This is a genomic window from Xenorhabdus sp. SGI 60, from assembly GCF_056632175.1.
The window spans coordinates 2,481,304-2,495,074 of the sequence record NZ_CP196860.1 but is presented as its reverse complement, the minus strand read 5'-3'; the positions used below and the strand labels follow the sequence as shown (position 1 = coordinate 2,495,074).

Below are 13,771 nucleotides of genomic sequence, written 5' to 3'. Positions count from 1 at the left end.
ATAGTGACGGGAAAGATTTAATGATTCTATCATAAAAATGGAACAGGCAACTAAATATGTGAATCTGACAAATACCAAAGTTGAGAAGATTCTTTACTCTTGGCATCGCAAGGGGTGAGTAAGTTTTTTACGATTTTTACATGCTATTTAATATGAAATGAATATTTTTTGTTATTTGGTTTTTTAAACGGAATAGTATGCTGCTCAGCAGGAGCATCATATTTATTTTATGGCTTGAAATTATAAATATGAGAAACGAATGGAGTGGTGGTTTAATAATGAATAGATTTTATAATTAATTAGAGGTTCATTATGGGACTTAGAAGAGTAACTATTGCATTACAAGCAGATAATGGTCTTTATTTAAGTCGAATTAATAGGAATGGAATTCAATATATTGAAGCGGCAAAATCTGGTATAGATGAATATTGTCGTTTTACTGTTGTCTATCTTGATCCAGATAATCCTAATAAAATAGCACTTTATGGAGATAACAAGCTTTATCTCAGCCGAATAGCTGAATCAAATGGTAATTTTATCGAAGCTATTAAACCAACGGCGGATATTTACTCTGTTTTCACTGTCGTGGATGTCGGTTGTAATATAATTGCATTGAAAGCTGACACGGGTAACTATCTTAGCCGAATTACAATAAATAATGTTGATTATATCAAACCTGATAAAGTTGTTTTGGATGTCTATTGTCAATTTCGAGTAGTAACTTTGGTTGAATAGTGAAGATAATTATTATTTTTCTTGTTAACTGGAACGAATAAGTTTATATATTTAGTTTAGTGGCCGCATAATGGGGCCACTTTTCTGTTTATCCAGCGAAGCAGACAAACTTGTCAGATGCTGTTCATTAGAAAAAAAGCGAAAATTCATAAAAAAAGTGCAACAAAATATATACAGTAATACTATTTTATACTTTTAACAGTTCTGATAATGTGTAAATTTCGAAGTTTATTTCAGTTAAGCGGGTTTTTATTGCTTTTTAGCTGATTCCTATCCAACCAAGGAGTAAATATGTATTCAGAGAATGAATGTAGACAGCACACTGAAACATTAATAAGCTTGATAGCAAAGGCTGATAAAGCTATTACTGAGGAAGATTTTGATTTTCTAATGGATTTTTATACAGAAAATGGTTCGTTAGTTGTTCGAGATGGTTTCACTGTATCTGGAAAGCCCGCTTTACATAAAGCATTTTTGACTATTGCACAATATTTTAATCACTCATTAAAAGTATCTCAGGGTAAAATTAAAGTCATTTTTGGTGAAGATTGTGCTCTGGTATTAGCAGAAACGATTTTATCTTCTAAATTAGAAAACGAAGCTTCATTTGATACGATAAGAAAAGCAACATATGTATTTAAATTGGTCAATGGTAACTGGTTGTGCGCCATAGATAATTCTTATGGAACGGATTTATTATGTGAAGGAAGATAGCGATGTTAAAGTTCATTTTTATTGAGTAAAAACCCGTAGTTCGCAACATTGTAGCCTGACCAGATAACTCAGGGTTACACTGTGTTGAAAGAAAATCAGCTAAATCAGTATTAGAAAGCCGTATAATCAGCTTGATAAAAGCGGGAAATACAGTAAAACTTGATTTCCCTGCTAATATACGCAGGTAACATAGGGGTTAAAAGGAATATCGTATTTAGTTAATGAAAAACTATCTATAAAGTACCCCCGTAATTTAAGACTACAGGATAACCCATATATGAGTACCCTCAAAATGCACATAACAGATAGATAAGCCGCAGCAATCACAGTTTTTTCGGTTGTTGCGGCGTTCTCAAGAAGCATTTAATTCTATAAGAATGCCGCCAAATCCTTAACTTTAGGAGATGGATTCGTGCACTCAAAAGATTTTTTCTGGCAATATTCTCTTGCCGTCACAATATTATTGTTATCCCCATTCAACTTATTGGCATCACTGGCTATGGATATGTATCTGCCCGTAATGCCTTTCATCGCTGATGAACTTGGGGCTGGAGCGGGAGCGATCCAGCTAACGCTGACTGTATATATGATCCTGTTAGGCGTCGGCCAGCTTCTATTTGGCCCGCTGTCAGATCGGTTAGGTCGCCGTCCTGTTTTGCTTAGCGGTGGAATTGCTTATACGGTTGCTTCATTCGGCCTTGCCATTACTTCATCACCAGAAGCTTTTTTGGGTTTTCGCATTATTCAAGCTTGTGGAGCTTCAGCATGTCTCGTAGCCATGTTCGCGGCTGTACGTGATATCTATTCGGGCCGTAAAGAAATCAACGTAATCTATGGCTTGCTCGGTTCTATGCTTGCTATGGTTCCGGCAGTAGCTCCTTTGCTCGGAACGATGATTGATATTTGGTTGGGGTGGCGCGCAATCTTTGCTCTATTAGGCTGTGCGATGGCGGTTACGGTTATTGTGGTCTGGAAATTCTGTCCAGAAACCAGACGGCAACCGACAGCAGACTTACAGTGGTCGCAATTACTTCTTCCTGTAAGATGCCGGAATTTCTGGATGTATACACTCTGCTATAGTGCAGGGCTGGGAAGCTTCTTCGTCTTCTTTTCAACGGCCCCTTGGATAATGATGAATCGACAAGGATTATCACAAATTACTTTCAGTTTGCTATTTGCAACTGTGGCTATCGCAATGATGGTGACTGCGAAAAGTGTGGGTAGTTTGATTACCCGCTGGGGGCTTCTAAATACGTTGCGGGTAGGAATGTTTTGCCTGATGGCAGGAGCGTTGCTGCTATCTGTTGGGGAAACGTTCATACCTGAGTCGGTGGTTGGCTTTATTGTTCCAATGTGGCTTGTTGGTGTTGGGATCTCTATGGCGATTTCAGTAGCACCTAATGGCGCACTACAAGGTTTTGATCATATGGCCGGAACAGCAACGGCATTCTACTCCTGTTTGGGTGGGGTATTGTTGGGAATAGGTGGAACGCTCACCATTACACTTTTATCCAATGCTACTACCTGGCCGATTATTGCTTATTGTCTGGTTCTGGCAATAGTCGTACTTTGCCTGTCCTGCTTTATTGACCATGGAAGGCAAAAACAGTTGGATCAAAGTTGTTAAGTGGATTGACTTGCGAATACCGTGACAGGATTATAAGCCTCGCGTTTGCGCTGTCTCTTGATCACATCTCTAGCTCAAGAGACTGTACAAGCAGGTAACCTTCCAGGATGGTTTGTAATATGAACCATCCTTCCCATAATCTTTCCCATCCTACTCGACCATTACGTTTTGAATCGTACCAACCTGCAAGCTTGCCGAGGTTAATATAGGCCCAGTAGAGGCTTGGGGCTTTCTTCGGTGGCTTCGATTTGTTTTGCTTTGACCACAGTAATTTCCACGCTAGCGGACTCAGGAGCATTTCACAGCTCTGCTTTTCTGCTTCCTCTTTATTGAGCCCCAGGTAACGCAGTTGATGAAGACGGACTGCAATAAACGCGAGTATCACCACCATGCGTTCCAGGTTCTCTTTGCTCTGCATGCGTAACTCTTCAACCTGAGTTCCGCCGCTTTTCCATGCTTTGTGAAATTCTTCGATCAGCCACCGTTTTTCGTAGTAATCGAGAATACGCTTAGCATCTTCTTTTGTTTTCACTGGCTCTGAGGTCAGAATGTGCCAGCTCAAGCCACCATGATTTCCCGTTTCTTGACAACCGACATAGTACAGTGGGACGGCGTCACCGGTTTTATTTGCCGGGATTTTTACGGTCACCGCCGCATAACGAACTTCGCAGTGGGCATCACGTGCTTTTCGCCCACCTTTTTGCTTCACTTGAACCGTTCTCGTATCCGCATACACCAAGGCGCCACTGTAATGATAAAGCTTGTCGGGACTTTCTTCTATGCAACGGCTTTGCATAGAGCGAACGACAAAGCGCTGATGATTTGAGACCTTGTAGGTCAGATACTCAATAATATCCGCTTCTCGGTCACAGACAGAGATAACTTTCCGCATGTCAGCACCGAGGCGGGTTTCCATTGCGCGTGAAGCCCGTTCCCATTTATAGCTTTCTTTGTCTTTGTAAGCTCTGCTCGCATGATGTTGATTTTGCCCGTAAGCTTGGAGGTCTCTGGTCCAACGAGTCTGCTCAATCAGCCCAACGACCTGTTGCTTATCAGGAGCAAAGAGCAGAACGGAATGCGCATGCATACCTCTGGAACGCTTATTGGATGTGGTGTGCCCCATCTCATCTCGAACCGTAGGGTGGGTAAATTCCAGCGAGGTCGTATCTTCAAGCGCGAGGAGGCAATCATAGTGCTTAACCTGCTCAGCGGTGGCGACAAAGCCAGCTTCTGCGATAGCGCGAGGATTAATGGCTTGATTGCGAGCGAAACGATAAGCAGCTTCGATATCCGCAGGTGATTTTAAAGATTGCACGAGAGACAGTCCTAAATGATTTGCAAGAGAAGAAGTCAGTTTGATCAGGCGCTTAGTGCGGCGACTATCCCCTAAATCAGCATATTGAAAAGTTTCTTTTGCCCATTGCTCAGCATCTGTTGAAAACATCATACGTTACCTCAACGTCGTATTTCTTATTGAGATCAGCTAGGTAGAAAAAGGTTCAAAAAAATCCCTCGATTCAATCGAGGGATTTGTGTAGAAGAGACAGGCGTTTGCGGGGCTTTTTAATTTTATTAAATTGATATCCCAGAGAATGACATAAATCCAGGGCGAGATCTCACATTTTTAGCAAGGTTATTGAGGTTAAATAAAGACCAGAATATGACTTTTTATAGCTATTTCTCCCATGAAAACGCTAAGATCACGCTATTCCATAAAAATAGCGATCATAACAATGAGTATTTTTTATTTTATCAGCAAGATAGATGACCCACGTTCTGACATCAATAAAAAACATGAATTGATGGATGTGATTTTTTTGGCTTTTGCAGCCGTGTTATGTGGTGCATCAGGTTGGAAATCGATTCAAGAATTTGGTGAGATACAAATCGAGTGGCTTAAAAAATATACGCGCTTTACTCATGGTATTCCTCGTCGTCACTGTATTGCCAATATTATCAAAATGATAGAACAAGATGCCCTGGTTGAAGCCTTTTATAGCTGGGTAAATCAGCGCCGGCTCAAAGCAGGAAAAAGCCTTATCGCTATTGATGGAAAAACGATGAAAGGGACGTGTAAAGGGACTCTGTTTGAAGCCCTGCATATAGTCAGTGCTTATGATGTGGACTCCGGTGTTGCCCTGTATCATCGGACAGCCGAAAGTAAAGGCAAAGAAGGTCCGGTTGCAAGACAACTGATTGAATTATTGGCGCTTGATGATACGATCGTCACGATGGATGCGCTGCATTGCCAGAAAGAAACGCTTGAGTTAATTACTCAGCGGGGGGGCGACTTTATTGTTGCCGTTAAAGGTAATCAGAAAAGTCTGGCTGAGTTTGTTAAATCCCATTTTGCTGCGCATTATGAAAGTCATGAGCTTGTTGAATTTACAGAGAAAAGTAGAGGTCATGGGCGAGAAGAACTCCGTCATGTTATGCAAATTCCTGTGGCATTACCCGAAGGGCTTCAGGAAAAATGGCCTTCAATACAATCGGTTATAGAAGTAGTCAGTGAACGCAAAGTGAAAGGCCAAGCCCCCCATCGTGACTCACGCTGGTATGTCAGTTCATTGCCTTTAGATGCGGAACTGGCGGCCACAGCAATAAGAAGACACTGGTCGGTGGAAAATGAGCTGCATTGGGTTTTGGATGTCACCTTTAGGGAAGATGCTATTTCGCTTAAAGATCCTGATGGTGCGGCACAAATGGCGCTTTTTAATCGTATAGCACTCAATGTGATTAAACAAAATACCAGTATAAAAGATAGTCAAGTGGCTAAACGTCGAAGAGCAACGTGGTCAGCAGAATTCCGTAGTCAGCTTATCTTTGATTAAATTAAATACAAAGTGGAATCCCGCCCTGGACATAAATCCAAGTGACATAAGGCCGACAGTGATAAAAGTAATGCCTAATCCCTTTAATCCTTTGGGTATATTGGAATATTTCATTTTTTCTCGTAACCCGGCTAGGGCAATAATCGCGAGCATCCAGCCAATACCACATAAATTAAAAAATAATACCCTGTTCATTATGGCCAATGCTGTTTTTATAACTGGTCGTGTCATTTGATAACGGGTAAGTCTAGTTCATTATTTTTAAGGTAATTTCCCAACCCTCGCTTCCACAACCACGCCAATAATATGTACTTGATTACTAAGAGAAATCATATTGTATTGGGGATTTAATGGCTTTAAAAATGTATCATATCCTTCTGTAATCAGTTGCTTGAAAGTCAGTTCCTTCTCTCCATCGAGTTTTGCTACGACTAAATTGTTCGGAGTCGGCTTAACTTCTGGATCAACTAAAATGATCATGCCTTGCGGTATGCTTAGTCCATTCGGCGATACCATTGAATCACCTTTTACTTCCAGCCAAAAAGCATGTTGTGAACATTCAATGCAGGTTTCATATGCCTTTGCAGTGCGGCTTGTTTGGTATTTTGGTGCGGGATCTTCGCACCAATGACCTGCATTTACCCAGTCGAGTAATGGATATTGCCTATGCAGGAGCAGATGACCGGCAAATGCAGCATTATCACCATAGAGAACAGAGACAAGTTTTCTTGCTTGTTTATCCAGCGATGGACTGAAATCTGCAATTTTGACTTCCAGTTTTTGGGCAAAATAGGCCGCCATCTCCAAGTTAAGGGCGTTTATCCCGTTGAGATAGTGTGAAATTGCACTTTGTGTCTTGTCGATGTCTTCTGCAAGCGTTTCCTGAGAGATGCCGAGCTGCTTTTTCTTGGATTCAAATATCTCTTTTAAACGTGCTGAATCTGCAACTTGTTCTGCTGTAAGTTTCTTTTTCATGGACTCATTTTAATACCAACGCTATTGAAATGATAAGTACTAAAAGTATTGAAATATTTAGTACTTTAGATATTATTTTGAGAGAAGGAGAAATCGTTATGAAAAAAATCCCATTATCAGAGTATGTAAAGTTGAATGGCCAAGTTAAAGCAGCACGTTTAGTCGGTGTTCATCAAACAGCGATCAGTAAGGCATTGCGTTCAGGCCGGAAAATATTTTTGATTCGTCAAGAAGATGGAACCTACAAAGCTGAAGAATGCCGTCCGTTCCCTAGCCAAAAGCAAGGTGTATTGTGAATAACGAAGATATCAGAAGTACGATTAATTCATCTTTATTATAGGTTGAACTTAATTATCTCACTGATTTTATTAAAGTGTTTTTTGTGTATATTGTCGGGGGAGAAAACGTGAACTTTAACATTGGTCATTACTTCAGAGCGATAGGGAGCATTCTTGATATTATGCCCGTAAATGATTACCACAACGCTTTAGATGCTGATTCGTCAGATGAATATTTACTCGAAAATAAAGAGATATCTCATTGTCTTGATTCGTTTCCATCCCCTGAAGTATTGAAGAGTTATGAAACAATTTTACCAGGTTACGCCGAAAGAGTATTTACTCTCAGAGAAAAAGAGCAGGTTTTTCAACATGAAAAGCAGAATAAAGCATTGAATGGGGTGATAAACAGAGATCGACGAGGGCAATGGATGGGCTTTTTCATTACCATATTTATCTTAATCATTGCGACTGTTTTTGCTTTTAGAGGCGAAATATTATTTGCTGGTACTTTAATCACTATAGATTTGGTGGGATTGGTTTCTGTATTTGCCATTGGTCGTAAATTGAATATTAAATAATTTCAGAATAATATGAAGGTTTATTCAAAAAATATGTGATTATTCTTACTTTCTATCTTTTACATTAGTTATTTTTTATTTTTTTAGTTTTTTTTATGTTACATTAGTTAAACTAATGTGATATGCATCGACAAACATAAAATAACTTGTATGATAGGGAATATTTATGTATTAAAGCTAAATTAGCATGTTATAGAGAGTTAATATGGATATTAAAACCTTATGTGATTTGCACCAGACAGGAAAAAAACTGAAATATCTTTATTTCTGGGGGCATAAAACCAATCATTCCAACCACATAACTAAAGCTTGTTTAAGTCAGTGGTATCCAGCTCCATTTATTGTTGATAACATAAACTATGTCAGTGCGGAACATTATATGATGGCAGGTAAAGCTCGTTTGTTTAATGATCACGAAGTGCTGAAAAAAATTATCAATGCTAAAAACCCAGGGGCGGCAAAAGCATATGGGCGTGAAATATGTGGGTTTAATCAGTCGATTTGGGATGAACATCGGTTAAATATAGTGGTTAAAGGAAACTTAGCTAAGTTTTCTCAAAACAAGTCCTTGGCCGAGTTTTTATTGAATACTGGGGATAAAATATTAGTTGAGGCTAGTCCCGTTGACCGGATTTGGGGGATTGGATTATCAGAAGACACTGCTAACATTAATAATCCTTTGATGTGGGATGGCCTCAACTTACTCGGGTTTGCATTAATGGCTGTGCGCGATAAATTAAAGATATAAATTTAAGTATAGAGTCTAATCTGATAGGTTCTATACTAACTTTCTATTGTAATCATCACGTTATCTATGTCTTAGGCATTTACTGATTTTCTTTTGCTTTGTACGTAATCGCATCAAATCTAACATTATGAGTTAATTAATAATTATAAAATAATCAATTTTTTCTGTTATAGAAAAAGAAATAAATAGTTATTATTCTTTCCCTAATGAATATTTTTCAAAGTTATTTATAATCAATCGATTTTAAGTTACAGTTGTAAACAACAAAGCAACAGCTTGAAGAATTCATGGGATATTTCTTAATCTGCTCAATGAAAAATGATCTCATTTTATTGAATTCTTTGTCTTTATTACCGAAAGTAAAGTTGAATATCCCCGCTTATGTGATAGGAGGAGATCGGGATAATAGAGTTCCTGTTTCTCGTTTGGCGGAATGGTGGCGAGTGTTAACTGCGCCAATAGAACAACAAATTTTCACAGGAGGGCATTTTTACATGTTCAATAATCATGCGGTGGTTTCTTGGCTCGAAAAACAGGCCAGAGAGCTGGCAGGATAAGACTAAGGTCATGTACACTATTATTGACTTATCTCAGTTTCAAGCTCTTAATGATTAGATGGTTGACTCCATAAATAGATAAATTATTAAATAGGAGGAAATGAGTGATATCAGAAAGAATAAGTGGTCAGGGGCGGTTTTCTGGCAAAAAAATAATTATTGTTCATGGATATACAGCTTCGCCTTCATCACATTGGTTCCCTTGGTTAAAAGAGAAACTTATTGCACAGGGTGCGGAAGTTATCATACCTACAATGCCTGATACATCATCTCCTAAACCAGAAGCCTGGGCTAAGATGTTGATGGATATCGTGCCTGAGGCAGATAAAGACTCAATTTTTGTTGGTCATAGTCTCGGTTGTATCACGTTATTGCGACATTTAGCATTGATGCGTTCTCAGCATCTTCGTATTGGTGGATATATTTTGGTTTCTGGATTTGGCTCTCCTCAAATTACTTTACCAGAATTGGATTCTTTTACTGTTGAGCCGTTAGATTATGCTTTCTTGCGTGAGGTAACCGAACACCGTTTTTCACTTATTTCATCTAATGATGAAATTGTTTCTCCACAGTTCTCCCTGGCTCTGGCTCATTCTTTGCAAACGGAAGTGATTAATATTGATAATGGTGGACATTTCCTTGATAGGGATGGCTTCAATCGTTTGTTACCTGTTTATGATATTCTGGAAAATATGCTATCAGAATGAATATAGAAAATGGTTTTTTTTAACCCCCCATTTTTTTCTTTTTTTTCTGGGGGGAAATTTTTATTTAAAAAGGCCCGGTGGGTTTTTTAAATTTTATTTGTCCGTTATTAGGGTTGACTATCATTTTTCTCAGGCCCTAAAACGGTTTCCCTTTTAACTTTTGGGGGATAAAATACTCTTTCCGGGTTGAATGCCTTTTTTTTGGGATCACCAACGCAGAAGGCCAGATTATGAAAAAGACAATTTTACCAATGCTAGGCTGTGGGGTTGCGGCTGTCATGGCCTTGATTCTGGTATCTTAAAAATGTGCGAATAACTTTTCAACATTAGGGTAGGTATTATGATTATTTCCGCTTCAACTGATTATCGGGATGCAGCTCAAGCTAAGTTACCGCCTTTTCTGTTCCACTATATTGATGGTGGAGCCTACGCAGAGCATACCCTTAAACGTAATACTGCCGATTTATCCAATATTGAGTTACGCCAGCGTGTGTTGAAGGATATGTCTGAGTTAAGTCTGGAAACCCGCTTATTTGGCGAGAAAATGTCAATGCCGGTAGCACTTGGTCCTGTTGGACTGACAGGAATGTATGCGCGCCGTGGTGAAGTGCAAGCTGCACGTGCCGCAGCTAAAAAGGGGATCTCATTTACTTTGTCGACGGTATCAGTATGTCCGATTGAAGAAGTCGCTCCTGCAATCGATCGCCCAATCTGGTTTCAGCTCTATGTGCTAAAAGATCGTGGTTTTATGCGCAATGTATTGGAAAGGGCACAGGCTGCGGGAGTCAAAAATCTGGTATTTACCGTTGATATGCCGGTTCCTGGAGCGCGTTATCGTGATGCCCGTTCCGGTATGAGTGGTCCGAATGCGGCCATGCGCCGTGTTTTGCAGGCGATGACTCATCCTCAATGGGCATGGGATGTAGGATTATGGGGTAAGCCACACGATCTGGGCAATATTTCTGTGTATCGTGGCAAACCGACTAAATTGGGAGACTATATTGGCTGGTTGGGAAGTAATTTTGATCCATCCATTTCATGGAAAGATTTGGAATGGATCCGTGATTTCTGGAAAGGGCCGATGATTATCAAAGGCATCCTTGATCCAGAAGATGCTAAAGATGCTGTCCGTTTTGGCGCTGATGGTATTGTGGTTTCAAATCATGGCGGCCGTCAGCTTGATGGTGTTTTATCAACGGCACGAGCTTTACCTGCGATTGCAGATGCAGTCAAAAACGACATTACCATTCTTACTGATTCCGGTATCAGGACAGGATTAGATGTGGTGAGAATGCTTGCCTTGGGCGCAGATAGTGTTTTACTGGGGCGAGCGTTTGTTTATGCGTTGGCAGCGGCAGGTGAAGCGGGCGTTTCTAATTTGCTGGATCTGATTGAGAAAGAGATGCGGGTAGCGATGACCTTGACCGGAGCGAGATCAATCTCGGAGATTAATTCAGATTTGTTGGCACTTAATCAAGGTTAGTGGTAGATGGCGCTATGTTGGTCAGCAGAATTAATCCTGCTGACCATATTTAGTTAATCTTTTAAATACCAATAGGATGATATCCCTGCCATGCAGGTTTATCCGGCTGACCGTGAGGATTTTCAGCTAACATGTATAATTGAGGCATTTTTTCCTATTTATCAAAAATAAAGGATTATATATTCTCAAGCAGTATCTCACCGTGTGAAAAGAGTCTTGCTTTACCTGTCAGATAAATACGATCTCCATCTATTCGACAAAACAGCTCCCCGCCTCGTTCTGATAATTGACGGGCATGAAGCTCAGTTTTATTGAGCCGCTTTCCCCAAAAAGGAGCAAGAACACAATGGCTGGAGCCTGTAACAGGATCTTCATTGACACCTTTAGCTGGTGCAAAATAACGAGAAACGAAATCAGCGGACGAATCACCGCGAGCGGTAATGGTAAGTCCTGGCAAGGGCAGGGCCGCAATCTTATTAAAATCGGGGTGGGTATTGATGATTTGTTCTACGGAATCTAAAACACAAATATAACGATCATGTGAAGCTAATACTGCGGAAACATTTTGTCCCAGGGCGTCTTGTATGACAGGGATGAGGTCATTTTCTTCATGGCAATCGGCGACAGGGAAATCCAATGTAAAAACACCATCTTGATGAAAAACTCGGAGTTCACCGGAGCGACTTTTGAATGTGAGTAATTTCTCTTGGATGTTGCGGTGGGTTATGAGGACAAACGCGGTCGCCAGCGTTGCATGTCCACATAAATCGACTTCGACTTTAGGTGTAAACCAGCGTAGATGATTTTTTACTAAAAAAGCGGTCTCCGGCAGGCCAATTTCAGCAGCGATAGCAATCAGCGTTTCATCTGTTGGCCATTTATCCAGCAATACAACCGCAGCGGGATTGCCAGAAAATAATTTTTCCGTAAAGGCATCGACATGATAAATAGGGTATGAATGCATCAGAAGCTCACTTAATTTTTATAATAAAAAGAAAAATATAGAATGTTGAAAACTCATTGATTTGTAAATAGTTATTTTGTTTGATTGCAAAATACACAGAAATTGTAGTGTTGACCTTAGGTGATAATGGTTATTAAATAATGATTCGTTGTTATAGTCCCAATAAGGACAGATATGAAAATCAAAGGATCCTATTGCCTATTTTTACTTTTGTCGGTGTGGTTTTCTCAAGCACTGGCTTTGGATTTAAGCTACCAAAATGATATCCCCGCAGATAACAGACTTTCAGAAGAATACCTGAAAAAGAGGCTCAACCTGGGCAATTCGGGCTACGGAAATTGGGACATTAAGGAACTAGCTAAAGGTAATACCTTAGCTGAGAAGAGGGAGAAGGAACTGAAAGAATACAATGATAGATTTGGGACAAAGAACCTGAGCTTTCCTCATGATTGGTATCCGCAGGGTTCTTATATTCTCCCATATGCAGCAGCAGACCTTTAGTCGAGAGATACAACGCTTCAGGATGCAGTGCTGACGTTTTCAGAACTAAACGTCATTGTTATATTCCCATTAAGGAAAGATATGAAAATCAAAGGATCCCATTGCCTATTTTTAATTTTGTCAGTGTGGTTTTTTCAAGCTCTGGCATTGGATTTAAACTACCAAAGTGGTATCCCCGCGGATAATAAACCTTCAGAAGAGTACCTGAAAAAGAGGGACACACTGCATGATGGGAATTGGAACACGGAAAAACTGGCTAAAGACAATGCCTTAGTCGAGAAGCAGGAAAATGAACTTAAAGAATATAATGTATTTACAACAACACTTTCCCATTTATGATTATCCTCCCAATGCACAAGACCTTTAGCGAGAGATACAACGCTTCAGGATGCAGTCTGAACGTTTTCAGAGAGCAAACTAAACGTCATTGTTATATTCCCATTAAGGAAAGATATGAAAATCAAAGGATCCCATTGCCTATTTTTAATTTTGTCAGTGTGGTTTTTTCAAGCTCTGGCATTGGATTTAAACTACCAAAGTGGTATCCCCGCGGATAATAAACCTTCAGAAGAGTACCTGAAAAAGAGGGACACACTGGATCGTGGGAATTGGAACACGGAAAAACTGGCTAAAGACAATGCGTTAGTCGAGAAGCAGGAAAATGAACTTAAAGAATATAATGATAGAGTTAACAAGCATCACAATGGACTTGATAAAGAGAGCTGGAAGCTTTCTTATGATTGGAGTGAGCAACAGCTTAAGTTCTCTCATAAGCCACAAGACAACTTTATGCATCATTTCAGAGAGCAGAATAAACGTCGTTGCTATAGGGAAACAAAGCAGAAATTAGAGAAAGAGCAGGGGAATGGTTATTCCTATGCTGATATTGCCGATGCCTGTCGTTCTTACTATTAATTGAGATTAATTGAAATTAATTGAGTTAACTGCCAGTTAACACAGGTTTAAAACTGCCTCATAAATGTAACAAAAGCTGCGAAATAGTGTGCAAGGATGCTAAAAATAGCGAAAGGATTCGCAAATTTAGCAGCAACTGATATTAACCAACATAT

Annotated in this window: 15 protein-coding genes and 2 pseudogenes; 13 read left to right on the top strand and 4 right to left on the bottom strand. The window is 39.8% G+C overall.

From position 1 onward, the window contains the following. Nucleotides 1-312: 312 nt before the first annotated feature. The 3 genes and pseudogenes from ACSJJG_RS11450 to cml form a co-directional block, all read left to right on the top strand. Nucleotides 313-735 (top strand): fascin domain-containing protein, encoded by a 423-nt coding sequence (locus tag ACSJJG_RS11450; RefSeq protein WP_189761281.1) that lies wholly within the window; start codon nt 313-315, stop codon nt 733-735. Nucleotides 736-1,026: 291 nt separating this feature from the next. Continuing rightward, nucleotides 1,027-1,449, top strand: a complete 423-nt coding sequence (locus tag ACSJJG_RS11445) for a YybH family protein (protein WP_189761280.1) — start codon at nt 1,027-1,029, stop codon at nt 1,447-1,449. Nucleotides 1,450-1,861: 412 nt separating this feature from the next. Beyond that, a pseudogene (gene cml / locus ACSJJG_RS11440) lies at nt 1,862-3,034 on the top strand (CmlA/FloR family chloramphenicol efflux MFS transporter); the annotation flags it as partial. 103 nt (nt 3,035-3,137) lie between these two features. Here cml and ACSJJG_RS11435 read toward each other — a convergent pair. Continuing rightward, nucleotides 3,138-4,520 (bottom strand): IS4 family transposase, encoded by a 1,383-nt coding sequence (locus tag ACSJJG_RS11435; RefSeq protein ID WP_282885658.1) that lies wholly within the window; start codon nt 4,518-4,520, stop codon nt 3,138-3,140. Between the two features lie 289 nt (nt 4,521-4,809). On the opposite strand from ACSJJG_RS11435, the gene ACSJJG_RS11430 reads away from it, so the two are divergent. Next, a complete protein-coding gene (locus ACSJJG_RS11430; protein ID WP_282885621.1) occupies nt 4,810-5,907 on the top strand; it encodes an ISAs1 family transposase in 1,098 nt (365 codons plus the stop codon). Here ACSJJG_RS11430 and ACSJJG_RS11425 read toward each other — a convergent pair. Both ACSJJG_RS11425 and ACSJJG_RS11420 read right to left on the bottom strand, forming a co-directional pair. Continuing rightward, nucleotides 5,872-6,072 (bottom strand): annotated as a pseudogene (locus tag ACSJJG_RS11425) (Rnf-Nqr domain containing protein); the annotation flags it as partial. The gene ACSJJG_RS11430 and the pseudogene ACSJJG_RS11425 overlap by 36 nt on opposite strands. 96 nt (nt 6,073-6,168) lie before the next feature. Continuing rightward, nucleotides 6,169-6,882 carry a LexA family protein gene (locus ACSJJG_RS11420; RefSeq protein ID WP_481089437.1) on the bottom strand — a complete coding sequence of 238 codons (714 nt, stop codon included), beginning with the start codon at nt 6,880-6,882 and terminating at the stop codon, nt 6,169-6,171. 98 nt (nt 6,883-6,980) lie between these two features. Here ACSJJG_RS11420 and ACSJJG_RS11415 point away from each other — a divergent pair, with 98 nt between their 5' ends. The 6 genes from ACSJJG_RS11415 to lldD all read left to right on the top strand — a co-directional run bounded on the left by ACSJJG_RS11415 (nt 6,981) and on the right by lldD (nt 11,236). Then, entirely contained in the window at nt 6,981-7,178 is a 198-nt protein-coding gene (locus ACSJJG_RS11415; RefSeq protein WP_481089436.1) for a Cro/CI family transcriptional regulator, read from the top strand. A gap of 110 nt (nt 7,179-7,288) precedes the next feature. Continuing rightward, complete coding sequence (locus tag ACSJJG_RS11410; protein WP_481089435.1) at nt 7,289-7,741, top strand: DUF2335 domain-containing protein; 453 nt, start codon at nt 7,289-7,291, stop codon at nt 7,739-7,741. Nucleotides 7,742-7,946: 205 nt separating this feature from the next. Then, nucleotides 7,947-8,489, top strand: a complete 543-nt coding sequence (locus ACSJJG_RS11405) for an NADAR family protein (protein WP_481089434.1) — start codon at nt 7,947-7,949, stop codon at nt 8,487-8,489. A 311-nt stretch (nt 8,490-8,800) separates the two neighbouring features. Then, nucleotides 8,801-9,046, top strand: a complete 246-nt coding sequence (locus ACSJJG_RS11400; protein WP_481089433.1) for a hypothetical protein — start codon at nt 8,801-8,803, stop codon at nt 9,044-9,046. 104 nt (nt 9,047-9,150) lie between these two features. After that, the gene (locus ACSJJG_RS11395) at nt 9,151-9,753 is read left to right on the top strand and encodes an RBBP9/YdeN family alpha/beta hydrolase (RefSeq protein ID WP_481089432.1); all 603 of its coding nucleotides are present in this window, start codon (nt 9,151-9,153) and stop codon (nt 9,751-9,753) included. Between the two features lie 340 nt (nt 9,754-10,093). Continuing rightward, nucleotides 10,094-11,236 carry an FMN-dependent L-lactate dehydrogenase LldD gene (gene lldD / locus ACSJJG_RS11390; protein ID WP_481089431.1) on the top strand — a complete coding sequence of 381 codons (1,143 nt, stop codon included), beginning with the start codon at nt 10,094-10,096 and terminating at the stop codon, nt 11,234-11,236. Between the two features lie 175 nt (nt 11,237-11,411). Here the strand turns inward: lldD and ACSJJG_RS11385 are convergent, their stop codons facing one another. Beyond that, a complete protein-coding gene (locus ACSJJG_RS11385) occupies nt 11,412-12,200 on the bottom strand; it encodes a PhzF family phenazine biosynthesis protein (RefSeq protein WP_481089430.1) in 789 nt (262 codons plus the stop codon). Between the two features lie 174 nt (nt 12,201-12,374). On the opposite strand from ACSJJG_RS11385, the gene ACSJJG_RS11380 reads away from it, so the two are divergent. The 3 genes from ACSJJG_RS11380 to ACSJJG_RS11370 all read left to right on the top strand — a co-directional run bounded on the left by ACSJJG_RS11380 (nt 12,375) and on the right by ACSJJG_RS11370 (nt 13,616). Next, complete coding sequence (locus tag ACSJJG_RS11380; RefSeq protein ID WP_481089429.1) at nt 12,375-12,701, top strand: hypothetical protein; 327 nt, start codon at nt 12,375-12,377, stop codon at nt 12,699-12,701. An 81-nt stretch (nt 12,702-12,782) separates the two neighbouring features. After that, on the top strand, nt 12,783-13,040 hold the full coding sequence (locus ACSJJG_RS11375) for a hypothetical protein (protein ID WP_481089428.1): 258 nt from the start codon (nt 12,783-12,785) through the stop codon (nt 13,038-13,040). Nucleotides 13,041-13,154: 114 nt separating this feature from the next. Continuing rightward, nucleotides 13,155-13,616: a hypothetical protein gene (locus tag ACSJJG_RS11370; RefSeq protein ID WP_481089427.1), complete on the top strand. Its 462-nt coding sequence runs from the start codon at nt 13,155-13,157 to the stop codon at nt 13,614-13,616. Nucleotides 13,617-13,771: the final 155 nt, after the last annotated feature.